Consider the following 15,451-nt stretch of genomic DNA (forward strand, 5'->3'; position numbering starts at 1 on the left):
CCGAGGTATCTGCGCCCCCCACAGGTACCTTCCAAGAGGAGCCCCGGCGATCCCCCCGCCGGGGCTTCGCATTTTGGGTGGATGGGGCGGGGTTCATGCAATTTTGACGAGAATGGCAGCGATCCCCAAGGAATGGCGAAACCATTTTGGGGGTCAATGACTTGGTACTGTGTCTTTACCCTGAGCACACGGAACCGCGCGATGGTTGGGCCCTTTGCCAATGACAGCGAACAGATCGACCGGCGCACCAGCCGATCGATTTGCGATGCCGTGGGCGAACGGCTCCAGCAGAGCCTGCGTCCCGAGACACGGCTCCCGACGCATCTCGAGCAGCTCCTCAACGAGCTGGAGCGGCGCGACCGCGACGCGCATTGAGCGGCGATCAAGCCATTGCAGAAACGGGTTGCGTTTGACCACGGCTGCGGTGACAAGGCCGCATGCTGTCCATCACCGATCTCTCCATCCGCCTCGCCGGACGCCTTCTGATTGACCAGAGTTCCGTGCAGATCACGCCGGGCTCGCGCGTCGGCCTGGTCGGACGCAACGGCACCGGCAAGTCGACGCTGTTCAAGGTGATCCGCGGCGAACTGGCGGCCGAGCATGGCTCGGTGACCTTGCCGCCGCGCTGGCGGATCGGCAGCCTGGCCCAGGAAGCCCCGAACGGGCCGGAAAGCCTGATCACCGTCGTGCTCAAGGCCGACCTCGAACGCGACGCGCTGCTCACTGAAGCCGAGAGCGCGACCGATCCGCATCGGATCGCCGAGATCCAGACCCGCCTCGTCGACATCGACGCGCATTCGGCGCCGAGCCGCGCCGCTGCGATTCTCTCCGGCCTCGGCTTCTCCGCTGCCGATCAGCTCCGCCCCTGCGCCGAATTCTCCGGCGGCTGGCGCATGCGCGTCGCGCTTGCCGCCACCCTGTTCGCGGCCCCCGATTTGTTGCTGCTCGACGAGCCCACCAACTATCTCGACCTCGAAGGCACGCTGTGGCTGGAGGATCACCTGGCGCATTATCCGCGCACCGTGATCGTGATCAGCCACGACCGTGATCTGCTGGAAAGCTCGGTCGACCAGATCCTGCATCTGGAGCGCGGCAAGCTCACGCTCTACAAGGGCAGCTATTCCTCATTCGAGGAGCAGCGCGCCGCGCGCGAGCTGCTCGATGCCAAACAGGTCAAGCGCCAGGAGGCCGAGCGCGCCCGCCTGCAGGCCTTCGTCGACCGCTTCAAGGCCAAGGCCTCGAAAGCGCGGCAGGCACAGTCCCGCGTCAAGATGCTGGAGCGGCTGAAGCCGATTACGGCGCTGGTGACCGATGACGTGCGCGAGATCAGCTTTCCCGCGCCGGAAAAGATCCTCTCGCCGCCGATCATCGCGGTCGACAACGCCTCGGTCGGCTACGATCCGGCGAGCCCCGTGCTCAATCGCGTCACCTTGCGGATCGACAATGACGACCGCATCGCGCTGCTGGGTGCCAACGGCAACGGCAAGTCGACGCTGGTCAAGTTGCTGGCCGGACGCCTTGCGCCGTTCTCCGGCAGGGTGACGCGGGCCGACAAGCTGTCGATCGCCTATTTCGCGCAGCATCAGCTCGACGAGCTCAACGAGGACGCCTCCGCCTATGACCACGTCCGCAAGCTGATGGGCGATGCGCCGGAGGCCAAGGTGCGGGCACGCGCCGGCGCGATCGGCTTCTCCGGCAAGGCGGCCGACACCAAGGCCGGCAAATTGTCGGGCGGCGAGAAGGCACGGCTGCTCCTGGGCCTTGCGACCTTCTTCGGTCCCAACATGATCATCCTGGACGAGCCGACCAACCATCTCGACATCGACAGCCGCGGCGCTTTGGCCGAAGCCATCAACGAATTTCCCGGCGCGGTGATCATGGTCTCGCACGATCGCTATCTGATCGAGGCCTGCGCCGACCGGCTCTGGATCGTCGCCGATCGCACCGTGACCAATTACGACGGCGACCTCGACGAATATCGCCGCCTGGTGCTGTCCACACGCAATGGCGAGCCCGCCCCGCGCGAGCGCAGTGCGCCAAGCGAAAAGCCGCAGCGCGCAAGGTCGGACAATCGCGGCTCGCTGAAGAAGCGCATCGCGGAGGCCGAAGCCGAGATCGCCCGCGTCAGCGAGATCATCACCAAGATCGACACCGCCCTTGCCCTGCCCGATATTTTTACGCGCGATCCCAAGCAGGCCGCCCAGCTGTCGAAGGCGCGTGCCAACGCCGCCGACGCGCTGGCGCGGGCGGAGGAGCAATGGCTGGAAGCAAGCACGCAGTTTGACGAGGCGGCGGGGTAGCGTCACTGCCGCGCGCCGGCTCAATCAAAATCTGAAAACAACCCCATGCAAAGTACCGGTAATTTATTACCTGGCACTTTGCTGTTGACGAATATCCGCTTTCCCGTGTCGGTAGCGCCTCGCCCGAGGCCGGCGCCTGTAGCAGCAACGGCTCAATCCGCGTACTGCCCGGCTGCCTTGATGATCGGCGCCCAGCGGTCGATCTCACTCGTCAGCATCGCACCCAGCGCCTCCGGCGTGGCCTTGTCCTGCGGCACCGGCTCGGTGTTGATGTCGTTGAACCGGGCGATCAAGGCGGGATCCTTCAGTGCGGTCTGGAGCGCCGCCGTCAGCTTCTGAATGACCGCCGGCGGTGTGCCCTTGGGCGCATAGATGCCGTGCCAGACGCCGAGCTCGAACCCCTTGAGGCCGGCCTCGTCCGCCGTCGGCAGGTCGGGAAGACTCTTCAGCCGCTCCTTGGTGGTGATCGCGTAGGCCTTGACCTGCTTGGCCGTGATCGGACCGGTGGTGTTGGTCGCCTGGTCGCAGGTGAGATCGATCTGCTTGCCGAGCAGATCGTTCATGATCGGACCGTTGCCCTTGTACGGCACCGTGGTGAGCTGCTTCTGGATCGCCGTCATGAACAGCATGCCGCAGAGATGCGATGCCGCACCCAACCCGGCATTGGCGTAGGTCAGCTTGTCGCCCTGCTGCTGGGCGTAGGCGACCAATTCCTTGAGCGTGTCGGCCGGAAAATCCGCACGCGCGATGATGGTCATCGGCGCGTTGGTCACGAGCCCGATCGGCGCAAAGGCCGTCTTGGTGTCGTAGCTGAGGTTGCGATACAGCGTCGCCGCGGTCGAGATGCCGACGTGATGGATCAGCAGCGTGTAGCCGTCCGGCTGGGCGCGCGCGGCGCGGGTCGAGCCGATGGTGCCGCCGGCCCCGGTCGCGTTCTCGACGATGACCTGCTGTCCCAGCGATTTCGCCATGCCCGCCGCGGTCAGGCGCGCGATGGTGTCGGTCGGCCCGCCGGCGGCGAACGGCACCAGCATGGTGATGGGCCTGGTCGGATAGTCCTGGGCGAGCGCCGCGCCAAACGGCAGCAGCAGCGCCGACACGAGGGCAATGAACCGCATGGTTTCCTCCGGATTGTTGTTGGCACCATCAAAGCGCATTCCCGGCCGCGCGGCCATCACCAAAGAGACGCATCAGACGCATCAGGAGTGTTGCGATCTGTGCGAAGGCGCGCGCGGCCGATGGCACTGGCGCGCATAGGCTCAAGTCCAGCACTCGGTTTGATGAAGCGGCGGGGTAGAAGGCCTCGTGTCCCGGACGCGACGCGCCATGAAATGACGCGACGCTGAGCCGGGACCCACGCTTCAGCGTACACGCGGCTCCTCGGCCCCGGCTCGGCCGCGCATCGCTCAAGCGCTGCGCCGCGTCCGGGGCATATACGTCGATAGCGGTGGATTCGCTTTACGCGTGCTTCTTCTTCGGCTTCGCCGCCCTCGGCACTGGCTGCGGGTCCGGATTGCCCTCGATCGCGGACAGGCGGCCGGCGGTGAAGGTGTAGATGCCGGCGCGGGGACCGGTGGTCCAGGTCACGATGGCGACGCGGCGGCCGGCGGCATCGTTGGAGAGATTGACGCTCGAGGGCGCGCCGATGCCGCGCACCACGTCGCATTCGGTGTGGCCGAGCGCGACCGTGCCGCCCATCGGCGCCGTCGTCGACGCATTGGCGTCGGCCGGCCCGGGCGGCGGCGCCATGCCGGGACAGGCGCCGTCGGCGCTGACGAGATCCTCAGCTCCGACCGGCTTGTCGGGGGTCAGCGGCGGCGACTCGATCGAGATGTTCTTGATGAAGAGACGGCCCGGTTTCTGGAACCATTCCGCATCCTTCGACAACAGATCGCTCCCGCCCGAACAGCCCGCGACCAGCGGTGCGACGGCAGCCAACGCAACCAACAGCGACTTGGGAAGCTTTTGATGTCGCACGATAAACCAAATTCCCCGCGTGAAGGACCAGCCCTAAGCGATTGTCCCAACATCACTTTGCGGCACGAAGGTGACCAAAGCCAGCATCGCCCGAAAAGTGCAAATTATCATTAATTGCGAAGGCCCCTAATTCCGACGCTGCCACCGGCCCCGCTCGTCGGCCTGCCAATAGGTGACATCAAATCCCCGCGCCTTGCAGTCCGTCCAGGTGCTGCGGGCGAGCGCCAGCGCATCCGGGTCGTCGCCGTTGAACAGCAGCACCATGCGCGCATAGCCCTGCGCGTCCTCCGGGAGGGCGGCATTGTCGACCAGGAAGCGGACATGGGCGCCGTTGGGATTGCCCTCCTCGATCGCCAGCACGATGGGCTGATCGGCGGCGTCGTTCACGCGCCATGTCGCGTGCGGCAGGAAGGAATCGTCGCGATAGGTCCACAAATGCGCGTCGAGCGCGTCGGCGCGTTCTTCCGAGGTCGACTGCACCACGACGCGCCAGCCGCGCTCGAGCGATTTCTCGAGAAGCGGCGGCAACACGTTCTCCACCGTCATGTTTTGCAGATGATAGAACAGGACTTCAGTCATCTCGGGTCATTTGCGCTCGTAATGGTCGGCGACGAGGCGGTCGAGCAGGCGGACACCGTAGCCGCTGCCCCAGCTGTGGTTGACGTCGGTCTTCGGCGCGCCCATGGCGGTGCCGGCGATGTCGAGATGGGCCCAGGGCGTGTTGTCGACGAAGCGCTGCAGGAACTGCGCCGCGGTGATCGAGCCGCCATGACGGCCGCCGGTGTTCTTCATGTCGGCGAATTGGGAATCGATCAGCTTGTCGTATTCGGGACCGAGCGGCATGCGCCAGACCTTTTCCCCGCATTCGATACCGGCCGTCAGCAGGCGTTCGGCAAGCTCGTCATTGTTGGAGAACATGCCGGCATGCTCGGTGCCAAGCGCGACCACGATCGCGCCGGTCAGCGTCGCCAGATCCACCATGAATTCCGGCTTCACCTTCTTGGCGACGTACCAGAGCACGTCGGCCAGCACGAGACGGCCTTCCGCGTCGGTGTTGATGATCTCGATGGTCTGGCCCGACATCGAGGTAACGATGTCGCCCGGCCGCTGCGCATTGCCGTCAGGCATGTTCTCGACGAGGCCGATGGCGCCGACCACGTTGGCCTTGGCCTTGCGCGCCGCCAGCGCGTGCATCAGGCCGACGACGCAGGCCGCGCCGCCCATGTCGCCCTTCATGTCCTCCATGCTGCCGGCCGGCTTGATCGAGATACCGCCGGTGTCGAAACAGACGCCCTTGCCGACGAAGGCGACCGGCGCCTCGCCCTTCTTGCCGCCGTCCCAGCGCATGATCACGGTACGGCTCGGCCGCGCCGAGCCCTGACCGACACCGAGCAGCGCGCCCATGCCGAGCTTCTGCATCGCCTTGACGTCGAGCACCTCGACCTTGACGCCGAGCTTGCGGAGCTGACTGGCGCGGCGCGCGAACTCCTCGGGGAAGAGCACGTTCGGCGGCTCGTTGACGAGGTCGCGCGCGATGATCACGCCGTCGACGACATGGCCGGCCGCGACAAACGCCTTCTTCGCGGCAGCGGCATCGCCGACCGCAAGCGAGATGTCGGCGCGCGAGCCGCCCTCCTCGCCGTCCTTCTTCTTGGTCTTGTAACGGTCGAACTTGTAGGCGCGTAGGCGCAGGCCGGAGGCGATCGCAACCGCCTGCTCGCTCGTCATCGCGCCATCCGGCAGCTCCGCCATGACGGTCATGGCGGCAGTCCCGGCGGGAAGCTTGCTCGCGGCCACACCGCCGAATTTGAGGAAATCGTTCGCCTTCAGGCCGGCCGCCTTGCCGGCGCCGATCACCAGCAGTCGGGTGGCTTTCACCCCTTCCGGCGCCAGGATGTCCAGCGCCGCCCCGCTTTTACCCTTGAAGGCGGCGGCGGCCGCCGCCCGCTTCACGAGGTCGAGAGCGCCGCCCAGCGCCTTGGCGGTCGCGGGACCGACCTTCAGGCTGTCGTCGCAGAACACGACCAGGATGCCACGGGCGGCTGATGACAACGGGACGAAGCCGACCTTGATGGCATCGGACATGGGTAACTCCTTCAAAAGCTTTGGTCTTTTTGTTCATTTGCGGCCGTGGTCGGGGCCAGACCTGAACGATGATTCACTGAGCGTTGCGCACTATGGGCCAGTGGCCGGGCGGATGCCAAGCACCCCCGTGGCCTCAGGGTCACAACGAGCGAAATATTAACCATATATTGAGGGTGCCACGGGGCAGCCATTTTGTTGACGGATCAAAGGGATGGTAGTGAGAGAGTAAGCTGGCGGAAGAGCCCTGCGGCCAACCTTGGGGATCCCCTGATCGGGGATTGGTTGGGCAAGCGGAATTTCAGCCGACATTGGGGACTTGGTGGGATTCGTGCGGTAGCGCATGGGGTCGATCGATAGGTATATCTTCCGCACGACGCTGGCGTCGTTTGCGCTGGTCCTGGTCAGCCTCACCGGCGTGATCTGGATTACGCAGGCGTTGCGCGGCATCGACCTGATGACGAGCCAGGGTCAGACCATCCTCACCTTCCTCGGCATCACCAGCCTCGTCATCCCGGCCCTGGTGCTGATCATCTCGCCGATCGCGCTGATGATCGCGATCTCGCACACGCTGAACAAGCTCGCGACCGATTCCGAGATCATCGTGATGAATGCCGCCGGCTTCTCGCCGTTCCGGCTGTTCTATCCGTTCTTCTACGCGACCTGCGTGGTGGCGCTGCTGGTTGCCTTCATCGCGGCCTATCTCGCCCCCGACGGCATGCGGCGAATCAAGCAGTGGGATGCCGAGATCACCGCGGACGTGCTCACCAACATCCTGCAGCCCGGCCGCTTCGCCCAGCTCGACAAGAACCTCACGATCCGGATTCGCGAACGCCAGCCCGGCGGCATTCTTGCCGGCATCTTCATCGACGACCGCCGCGATCCGAACGAGCGCGTCTCGATCGTCGCCGAACGCGGCGAGGTCGTGAAGAACGAGACCGGCTCGTTCCTGGTGCTGGAGACAGGCAATCTGCAGCGCTTCGAGGCGGGCAAGCGCGATCCCGCGCTGGTGGCCTTCGGCCGCTACGGCTTCGACATGTCGAAATTCTCCAACCAGGGCCGCGACGTCACCCTCGGCATCCGCGAGCGCTATCTCTGGGAGCTGTTCTCGCCGTCCGAGGACGACCCCGTCTACAAGCAGATCCCCGGGCAATTCCGCTCGGCCCTGCATGACAGCCTGCTCGCGCCGATCTATCCCTTCGCCTTTGCCGTGCTGACCTTCGCCTTCCTCGGCGCGCCGCGCACCACCCGCCAGAGCCGCAACTTCTCGATCGGCTCGTCGATCATCGCGGTGTTCGGCCTGCGCATGGCGGGCTTTGCCTGCTCGGTGATGGCGGTGAAGTCGTCGGGCCCGGTGCTGGTGCAATACGCGATGGTGTTCGGCGCCATCGGCATCGGGTTGTGGATCATCGTCAGCGGCGTCGTGGTCGAGCCGCCCCCCGGCCTGATGGAGGCCATCAACAGGTCGAATGCGCGCATCGCGCGGCTGTTCGGACGTCCGGCCACCGCATGAGCATGCTCACCAACACACTCGGGCGCTATTTCGCCGGCCGCTTCGTGGTCGCGGCGCTCGGCGTGTTCGCGAGTATCTTCCTGCTGCTGGTGCTGGTCGACTACATCGAGATGGTGCGCAAGACCTCTGGCCTCGCCTCCGCCTCGGCGCTCATGGTGGCCGAGACCTCGCTGTTCCGGGTGCCGCAGCTTCTGGAGAAGCTGACGCCGTTCTGCATGCTGATCGGCGCCATGACCTGCTATCTCGCCCTCTCCCGCCGATTAGAGCTCGTGGTCGCGCGCGCCGCCGGCATCTCCGCATGGCAGTTCATCTCGCCGGCGCTCGGCAGCGCGCTCCTGATCGGCGTGATCGCCACCGTCGCCTACAATCCGATGTCGGCCAACTTGCGCGAAGCCTCCAAGCGCATGGAGGCCGAGCTGTTCGGCTCGGCGCCCGGCGGCGGCATCCAGGACGCCTCCGGCTTCTGGCTCAATCAGGTGACCAGCGACGGCCAGACCATCATCAACGCGGCGCGCAGCGAGCAGCAGGGCGTCCGGCTCACGGGGCTGACGCTGTTCCGGTTCGACCCGGACCAGCACTTCAAGGAACGGGTCGAGGCGCGCGAGGCGACGCTCGAGGCCGGCCGCTGGCTGTTCAAGGGCGTCCGCCGCTTCTCGCTGGACGCCCCGCCGATCGACCAGGCCAGCCTCGAGATTCCGACGACGCTGACCGAGGCGCAGGTCCGCAACAGCTTCTCCACCCCCGAGACTGTGTCCTTTTGGCAACTACCGAGCTACATCCGCTCCTCCGAAAGCTCGGGCTTCGCGACAGCCGGTTACCGACTCCAGTATCAGAAGCTTCTGGCACAGCCGTTTTTGCTTGCGGCCATGGTGATGCTCGCGGCCTCCGTGTCGTTGCGCTTCTTCCGGATGGGCGGCGTGCAAAAGATGGTTTTGAGTGGCGTGGGCGCAGGCTTTCTGCTCTACGTTCTGTCGAAAGTAACTGAGGACTTGAGCAAGGCTGAGTTGATGCATCCGATCGCTGCGGCGTGGTTGCCCGTTGTAGTGGGCGGCCTCACCGGCTTTTTGGCCTTGCTCTATCAGGAGGACGGTTAGTGAGTGCCGTCCAACGAGGGCTCGTGTCTCGTTTGACGCGGCGCATGCTGATGCGCGCGAACGGGCGCGGCTTGTCCATCCGCAGGCTGCTGCTCGCCGTCGTGACCGCTGCCTCGCTCGGCGGGCTGATCGACGTTGCCGCCGTGGCGCCGGCCTCCGCCCAATATACCTACAATCCGCTGCCGCCGCGTCCGAAGCCGCCCAGGGCCGCCAACGACAACCAGATGCTGGTGCAGGCGACCGAGGTCGACTACGACTACAACAATTCGCGCGTCTCCGCGGTCGGCAACGTCCAGCTGTTCTACAACGGCACCAGCGTCGAGGCCGACAGGGTCATCTACGACCAGAAGACCAAGCGGCTGCATGCCGAAGGCAACATCCGCATGACGGATGCCGACGGCAAGATCACCTATGCCGAGATCATGGATCTCTCCGACGATTACCGCGACGGTTTCGTCGATTCGCTGCGCGTGGACACCGCCGACCAGACCCGCATGGCCGCGAGCCGCGCCGACCGCTCCAGCGGCAATTACACGGTGTTCGAGAACGGCGTCTACACGGCCTGCGCGCCGTGTCGGGACGATCCGAAGAAGCCGCCGCTGTGGCAGGTCAAGGGTGCGCGCATCATCCACGACCAGCAGGAGAAGATGCTGTATTTCGAGACGGCACAGCTCGAATTCTTCGGCGTGCCGCTCGCCTACATGCCCTATTTCTCGACGCCCGACCCGACCGTGAAGCGCAAGAGCGGCTTCCTGATGCCGGGTTACATTTCCGGCACGGACAACACGGGCTATGGCGTCGAGGTTCCCTATTATTGGGCGATCGCGCCCGACATGGACGCAACCTTCACCCCGCGCTTCCTGTCGCGGCAAGGCGTGCTGCTGCAGGGCGAATTCCGACAGCGCCTGATCGACGGCGCCTACCAGATCCGCGCCTACGGCATCAACCAGCTCGATCCCGGCGCGTTTGCCGGGCAGCCCGGCGACCGCGATTTCCGCGGCGCCATCGACACCAAGGGTCAGTTCGCATTGAACGACAAATGGGTCTGGGGCTGGGACGGCGTCCTGATGTCCGACTATTATTTCTTCTCGGACTACCGCCTCTATCAGTACCGCGATCCGCTCGGCTCGTTCCTGCTGCTGCCGACGGAGGCGCTGTCGCAGCTCTATCTGACCGGTGTCGGCAACCGCAGCTTCTTCGACGCGCGCACGATGTACTGGCTGAGCTATTCGGGTAACCAGAGCCAGGTGCCGATCGTCTATCCTGTGATCGACTATTCCAACGTGCTCAACTATCCGGTGTTCGGCGGCGAGTTCAGCTACAAGGCCAATTTCGTCAACCTGTCGCGCGACCAGTCGGTGTTCGATCCGATCACGACGCTGGCCAACACCAACAGCCTGTGCACGACGGCATCGGCCGATCCGCTCGCCCGCATGCCCTCGCAGTGCCTGCTGCGCGGCTTCCCTGGCACCTACACCCGCCTCACGGCGGAAGCGCAATGGCGCAAGTCCTTCACCGACCCGTTCGGCCAGATCTGGACGCCGTTCGCGAGCCTGCGCGCCGACGCGATCAACTCCTCGGTCTCCAACCAGCCGGGCGTGTCGAACTATCTTCCCGTCGGCGACACCCAGGCGTTCCGCCTGATGCCGACCGTGGGCCTCGAATACCGCTACCCCTTCATCAACATCCAGCCCTGGGGATCGACCACGCTCGAGCCGATCGCGCAGATCATCATCCGGCCGAACGAGACCTATGCCGGCAAGCTCCCGAACGAGGACGCCCAGAGCCTGGTGTTCGACGCCTCGAACCTGTTCAGCGTCGACAAGTTCTCCGGCTACGACCGCGTCGAGGGCGGCGGCCGCGCCAATGTCGGCGTGCAGTCCACCACGCAGTTCGACAAGGGCGGCGCCGTCAAGGTGCTGTTCGGCCAGTCCTACCAGCTGTTCGGCATGAATTCCTTCGCGGTCCAGGACGCCATCAATACGGGCATCAATTCCGGCCTGGACAAGCCGCGTTCCGATTACGTCGCGAGCGCCAGCTACTCGCCCAACAGCACCTACACGTTCAGCGTCCGCTCCCGCATGGACGAGCAGACCTGGAACGTGCAGCGCTTCGAGGCGGAAGGCCGCGCCAACTTCAATCGCTGGTCGGTCAGCATGCTGTACGGCAGTTACGCAGCGCAGCCGGAGCTCGGCTATCTGACCCGCCGCGAGGGTATCCTGACCTCGGGCTCGCTGAAGGTGGCGAACAACTGGGTGGTGTCGGGCTCGGCGCGCTGGGACCTCGAGGCCAACAAGATCAACCAATATGTGGTCGGTGCCGGCTATGTCGACGATTGCTTCGTGCTGGCGGCGAACTACGTAACTTCGTATAGTTATTCTGCGGGCACCACGCCGCCCGTGTTGAGCCACGCGTTCATGTTCCAGATCGGCCTGCGCACGCTGGCGACCACGTCGACGACCAGCAGTTCCTCCGGCCTCCAGTGAACGGTTTGAAGTGCCGGCCGCGCTTGCCCCCATCACAGGCTCGACGCGGCTGACATGCGAGCGACAATCATGACGACCCCATTGCCCGTCTTCCGCCTCCTGCTCGCCATCACTGCCGGGCTGATCCTGACCGGACTGCCCTCGCCGTCGCGCGCGCAGAACATCGTCGTCATGGTCAACGGCGATCCGATCACCGATTTCGATATCGAGCAGCGCTCCAAGCTCGACCAGCTGACGACGCAGAAGTCCCCGAGCCGGCAGGAGGTCATCAACGAGCTGATCGACGACAAGGTGAAGATCAAGGAGGGCAAGAAGTACGGGGTCGATCCCAGCGCCTCCGACATCAACCAGTCCTTCGAGGGCATGGCGCAGCGCATGCGCATCACGCCGGACCAGCTCGCCAAGTCGCTCGAATCCAAAGGCCTCCGCCCCGAGACGCTGAAGAGCCGCATGAGGGCCGAGATGGTCTGGACCAGCCTCGTGCGCGGCCGCTTCAAGGAGAAGCTGCTGGTCGGCGAGCGCGACGTCGCGCAGGCCGTGCAGGCCCAGACCGGCGACAAGCTGCAGGTCGAAGGCACCGAGTACAAGATGCAGCCGATCGTGCTGATCGCGCCGCGCGGCTCGTCCCCGGCGTTCCTGGAGACCCGGAAGAAGGAAGCCGAGAGCTATCGCGCGCGCGTCGGAAGCTGCGAAGAAGCCAATTCGCTGTTCCGCTCGACACCGAACGCCACCATTCGGGACGCCGTCACCAAGACCACCGCCGAACTGCCGGAGGCGCTGCGCAAGGTGCTCGACGATACCCCGATCGGCCACCTGACCGCGCCCGAGCTGACCAAGAACGGCATCGAGATGGTGGTGCTGTGCTCGCGCAAGCCGACCATGATCGACACGCCGAAGAAGCGCGAGGTCCGCGAGAAGATGTATCAGGAGAAATACGAGAAGACCCAGAAGGCCTATCTCGACGAGCTCCGCAAGGCGGCGATGATCGAATATCGCAACCGCTGATGGCCGATCGCGCAGCAAAGCCCCTTGCCCTGACCCTGGGAGAGCCGGCCGGCATCGGCCCCGACATCACGATCGCGGCCTGGCTGCGGCGCCGCGAGCTGAACCTGCCCGCCTTCTATCTGCTCGGCGACGAGGCGCTGATCGCGCGCCGCGCCAAGGCGCTCGCCCTGTCGCTGGGGGCCGGCGTCAGGACCGCGGCGGTGAGCCCCGGCGAGGCCGCTGCCGCCTTCACCGAGGCTCTGCCCGTGGTCGCCACCGGCGAGCGCGCGACCGCCGAGCCCGGCAAGCCCGACGCATCGAGCGCGCCCGCCGCGCTCGCCTCGATCCGGCAGGCGGTCAGAGATGTTCGCGAGGGCCGCGCCGGCGCCGTCGTCACCAATCCGATCGCCAAGAGCGTGCTCTACCGCTCGGGCTTCCGTCATCCCGGCCACACCGAATTCCTCGCCGAGCTCGCCGCAGAGAACGGGCGCGTGCCGCAGCCGGTGATGATGCTGTGGTCGCCGCAACTCGCCGTGGTGCCCGTGACCATTCACGTCTCGATCCGCGATGCCTTGGCCCAGCTCACCAGCGAGCTGATCGTCTCGACGGTGCGCATCGTCGCAACCGAGCTGAAATCCCGTTTTGGCATCGCGCGGCCGCGCATCGCGGTCTCCGGCCTCAATCCGCATGCCGGCGAGGACGGCTCGCTCGGCCACGAGGAGCAGACCGTCATCGCCCCGGCGCTGAAAGTCCTGCGCAACGACGGCATCGAGACCAGGGGCCCGCTGCCCGCCGACACCATGTTCCACGAGGCCGCGCGCAGCACCTATGACTGCGCCATCTGCATGTATCACGACCAGGCGCTGATCCCGATCAAGACGGTCGCGTTCGACAACGCGGTCAATGTCACGCTCGGCCTGCCCTTCGTCCGCACCTCGCCCGATCACGGCACCGCCTTCGACATCGCCGGCACGGCCAAGGCCAACCCGGCCAGCCTGATCGCAGCCTTGAGGCTCGCCAGCCGCATGGCGGCTTCACAAAGCCCACAAAGCTGATGAGCGCGATCGACGACCTCCCGCCGCTGCGCGAGGTCATTCGCCGCCACGCGCTGTCGGCGCGCAAATCGCTCGGCCAGAACTTTCTGCTCGACCTCAATCTCACGGCGCGGATCGCGCGCGCCGCGGCGCCGCTCGAGGATTCCACCATCGTCGAGATCGGCCCCGGCCCGGGCGGGCTGACGCGCGCGCTGCTCGCGCTCGGCGCGAGGCGGGTGATCGCCATCGAGCACGACGAGCGCGCGATCCCGGCCTTGCAGGATATTTCCGCGCACTATCCTGACAGGCTCGAGATCGTGCACGGCGACGCCATGACATTCGATCCCCGCCCGTTGCTCGACGGCGAGCGAGCAAAGATCGTCGCCAACCTGCCCTACAACATCGCGACCCAGCTCTTGATCAACTGGCTCAGCAGCGAGCCCTGGCCGCCCTGGTACGACATGATGGTGCTGATGTTCCAGCGCGAGGTCGGCGAGCGCATCGTGGCGCGCGAGGATGAGGAGGCCTATGGCCGGCTCGGCGTGCTCGCCAACTGGCGCTGCGAGACCAAGATCCTGTTCGACATCGCGCCGTCCGCCTTCGTGCCGCCGCCCAAGGTCACCTCCTCCGTCGTGCGCCTCAAGCCGCGCGCAGAGCCGCTTGCCTGCGATCGCAAGCTGCTCGAACAGGTCGCAGCCGCCGCCTTCGGCCAGCGCCGCAAGATGCTGCGGCAAAGCCTGAAGTCGCTCGGGGTCGATCCGGCGCGGCTTGCGCAGGCCGCCGGCGTCGATGCGACGCGGCGCGCGGAGACCATTCCGATTTCCGGCTTTGTTGCCATGGCGCGCGAATTGGCGGATATACGCAGCGAAACCGAGTAACCAAGAATTCCGGAGGAAAGAAAATGGCGCTGATGCGCAGGCAGTCCCTGGTCAAGTTCGACGCGCCCTTGTGCGAGACCATCGTCGACACGCCGAAGCCGCAAGGCCGCGAGGTGCTGGTGCGCATCGAGCGCTGCGGCCTCTGCCATTCCGACCTGCACATCCAGGACGGCTATGCCGATCTCGGCGGCGGCAAGAAGCTCGACACCACGCGCGGCATGACGCTGCCGTTCACGCTGGGCCACGAGATCGCCGGCGTGGTCGACGAGGTCGGCCCCGACGTGCCGGCAGGTCTCGTCGGCGCGAAGAAGGCCGTCTTCCCCTGGATCGGCTGCGGCCAGTGCCGCGATTGCGCCAATGGCGACGAGAATCTCTGCGTGAAGCAGCGCTTCCTCGGCGTCTCCATCGACGGGGGCTTTGCCACCCACGTGCTGGTGCCCGACGCGAAATATCTGCTCGACTACGATCCGCTGCCCGTCAACCAGGCCGCGACCTTGATGTGCTCCGGCGTCACCGCCTATGGCGCGCTCAAGCGCCTGGTCGACCGTCCGCGCCAGCGCAACCTTCTGCTGATCGGTCTCGGCGGCGTCGGCATGATGGGACTGTCGTTCGCCCAGGCGATGTTCAAGCAGCCGATCACGGTCGCCGACCTCGCGCCGGCCGCGCGCGACACCGCGCTCAAGAACGGCGCCGCAATCGCCTACGACCCGTCCGAGCCCGACGTGATCAAGCGCATCCTGAAGGAGACCGAAGGCGGCTTCGACGAGATCGTCGATTTCGCCGGCAACGAGAAGTCGATGGCCTTTGCGGTCGCGGTCGCCGCGCGCGGCGGCAAGATCGTGGTCTCCGGCCTGATGGGCGGCCAGTTCACGCTGCCGATGGTGCAATGGGTCTACAAGCGCATGACCATCGAGGGCTTCATGGTCGGCACGCTCGCCGAGGCCCACGAGCTGATGGCGCTGGCACGCGCCGGCAAGATCAGGCCGACGCCGATGCGCGAGGAGCCGATGGGCGACGTCCAGAAATGGATCGACGAGCTTCGTGCCGGCAAGGTCGTCGGCCGCATCGTGTTGAAGAACTGACCGATCGCTTGCTGCGGGCCC

The 15,451-nt window shown here is 65.7% G+C and carries 13 protein-coding genes; 9 read left to right on the forward strand and 4 right to left on the reverse strand.

Features of this window, described 5'->3' with window-relative positions:
• Positions 1–201 precede the first annotated feature (201 nt).
• Together E4K64_RS40485 and E4K64_RS21845 are read left to right on the forward strand one after the other, a co-directional pair.
• Entirely contained in the window at positions 202–375 is a 174-nt protein-coding gene (locus tag E4K64_RS40485; protein ID WP_164718711.1) for a hypothetical protein, read from the forward strand.
• A 62-nt stretch (positions 376–437) separates the two neighbouring features.
• Positions 438–2,300 carry an ABC-F family ATP-binding cassette domain-containing protein gene (locus tag E4K64_RS21845; RefSeq protein ID WP_135165370.1) on the forward strand — a complete coding sequence of 621 codons (1,863 nt, stop codon included), beginning with the start codon at positions 438–440 and terminating at the stop codon, positions 2,298–2,300.
• 152 nt (positions 2,301–2,452) lie between these two features.
• Here the strand turns inward: E4K64_RS21845 and E4K64_RS21850 are convergent, their stop codons facing one another.
• The 4 genes from E4K64_RS21850 to E4K64_RS21865 all read right to left on the reverse strand — a co-directional run bounded on the left by E4K64_RS21850 (position 2,453) and on the right by E4K64_RS21865 (position 6,362).
• Positions 2,453–3,418, reverse strand: coding sequence for a tripartite tricarboxylate transporter substrate binding protein BugD (locus tag E4K64_RS21850; protein WP_135165371.1), 966 nt, complete (start codon positions 3,416–3,418; stop codon positions 2,453–2,455).
• 340 nt (positions 3,419–3,758) lie between these two features.
• On the reverse strand, positions 3,759–4,238 hold the full coding sequence (locus E4K64_RS21855; protein WP_209311979.1) for a hypothetical protein: 480 nt from the start codon (positions 4,236–4,238) through the stop codon (positions 3,759–3,761).
• 165 nt (positions 4,239–4,403) lie between these two features.
• Positions 4,404–4,856, reverse strand: a complete 453-nt coding sequence (locus E4K64_RS21860) for a DNA polymerase III subunit chi (RefSeq protein WP_135165373.1) — start codon at positions 4,854–4,856, stop codon at positions 4,404–4,406.
• Between the two features lie 6 nt (positions 4,857–4,862).
• Positions 4,863–6,362 (reverse strand): leucyl aminopeptidase, encoded by a 1,500-nt coding sequence (locus E4K64_RS21865; RefSeq protein ID WP_135165374.1) that lies wholly within the window; start codon positions 6,360–6,362, stop codon positions 4,863–4,865.
• Between the two features lie 340 nt (positions 6,363–6,702).
• On the opposite strand from E4K64_RS21865, the gene lptF reads away from it, so the two are divergent.
• The 7 genes from lptF (at position 6,703) to E4K64_RS21900 (ending at position 15,430) form a co-directional block, all read left to right on the forward strand.
• Positions 6,703–7,872, forward strand: coding sequence for an LPS export ABC transporter permease LptF (gene lptF / locus E4K64_RS21870; RefSeq protein WP_135165375.1), 1,170 nt, complete (start codon positions 6,703–6,705; stop codon positions 7,870–7,872).
• Positions 7,869–8,966: an LPS export ABC transporter permease LptG gene (lptG, locus tag E4K64_RS21875; RefSeq protein ID WP_135165376.1), complete on the forward strand. Its 1,098-nt coding sequence runs from the start codon at positions 7,869–7,871 to the stop codon at positions 8,964–8,966. The genes lptF and lptG overlap by 4 nt, the downstream gene beginning before the upstream one ends.
• Entirely contained in the window at positions 8,966–11,452 is a 2,487-nt protein-coding gene (locus E4K64_RS21880; RefSeq protein WP_167772177.1) for an LPS-assembly protein LptD, read from the forward strand. Before lptG ends, E4K64_RS21880 begins: the two co-directional genes overlap by 1 nt.
• 69 nt (positions 11,453–11,521) lie before the next feature.
• The gene (locus E4K64_RS21885) at positions 11,522–12,457 is read left to right on the forward strand and encodes a SurA N-terminal domain-containing protein (protein ID WP_167772178.1); all 936 of its coding nucleotides are present in this window, start codon (positions 11,522–11,524) and stop codon (positions 12,455–12,457) included.
• Positions 12,457–13,491 carry a 4-hydroxythreonine-4-phosphate dehydrogenase PdxA gene (gene pdxA / locus E4K64_RS21890; RefSeq protein ID WP_135165379.1) on the forward strand — a complete coding sequence of 345 codons (1,035 nt, stop codon included), beginning with the start codon at positions 12,457–12,459 and terminating at the stop codon, positions 13,489–13,491. The genes E4K64_RS21885 and pdxA overlap by 1 nt, the downstream gene beginning before the upstream one ends.
• Positions 13,491–14,348, forward strand: a complete 858-nt coding sequence (rsmA, locus tag E4K64_RS21895) for a 16S rRNA (adenine(1518)-N(6)/adenine(1519)-N(6))-dimethyltransferase RsmA (RefSeq protein ID WP_135165380.1) — start codon at positions 13,491–13,493, stop codon at positions 14,346–14,348. Before pdxA ends, rsmA begins: the two co-directional genes overlap by 1 nt.
• A 23-nt stretch (positions 14,349–14,371) precedes the next feature.
• Positions 14,372–15,430, forward strand: a complete 1,059-nt coding sequence (locus E4K64_RS21900; RefSeq protein WP_135165381.1) for an alcohol dehydrogenase — start codon at positions 14,372–14,374, stop codon at positions 15,428–15,430.
• Positions 15,431–15,451 lie beyond the last annotated feature (21 nt).

This window comes from Bradyrhizobium frederickii (assembly GCF_004570865.1).
GTDB lineage: Bacteria > Pseudomonadota > Alphaproteobacteria > Rhizobiales > Xanthobacteraceae > Bradyrhizobium > Bradyrhizobium frederickii.

Excerpts from the sequence above, each read along its gene's own strand:
- pdxA (WP_135165379.1), top strand. The coding sequence starts at position 12,457 with ATGGCCGATCGCGCAGCAAAGCCCCTTGCCCTGACCCTGGGAGAGCCG.
- E4K64_RS21885 (WP_167772178.1), top strand. The coding sequence starts at position 11,522 with ATGACGACCCCATTGCCCGTCTTCCGCCTCCTGCTCGCCATCACTGCC.
- E4K64_RS21900 (WP_135165381.1), top strand. The coding sequence starts at position 14,372 with ATGGCGCTGATGCGCAGGCAGTCCCTGGTCAAGTTCGACGCGCCCTTG.
- lptF (WP_135165375.1), top strand. The coding sequence starts at position 6,703 with ATGGGGTCGATCGATAGGTATATCTTCCGCACGACGCTGGCGTCGTTT.
- E4K64_RS21860 (WP_135165373.1), bottom strand. The coding sequence starts at position 4,856 with ATGACTGAAGTCCTGTTCTATCATCTGCAAAACATGACGGTGGAGAAC.
- lptG (WP_135165376.1), top strand. The coding sequence starts at position 7,869 with ATGAGCATGCTCACCAACACACTCGGGCGCTATTTCGCCGGCCGCTTC.
- E4K64_RS21845 (WP_135165370.1), top strand. The coding sequence starts at position 438 with ATGCTGTCCATCACCGATCTCTCCATCCGCCTCGCCGGACGCCTTCTG.
- E4K64_RS40485 (WP_164718711.1), top strand. The coding sequence starts at position 202 with ATGGTTGGGCCCTTTGCCAATGACAGCGAACAGATCGACCGGCGCACC.
- rsmA (WP_135165380.1), top strand. The coding sequence starts at position 13,491 with ATGAGCGCGATCGACGACCTCCCGCCGCTGCGCGAGGTCATTCGCCGC.
- E4K64_RS21850 (WP_135165371.1), bottom strand. The coding sequence starts at position 3,418 with ATGCGGTTCATTGCCCTCGTGTCGGCGCTGCTGCTGCCGTTTGGCGCG.
- E4K64_RS21865 (WP_135165374.1), bottom strand. The coding sequence starts at position 6,362 with ATGTCCGATGCCATCAAGGTCGGCTTCGTCCCGTTGTCATCAGCCGCC.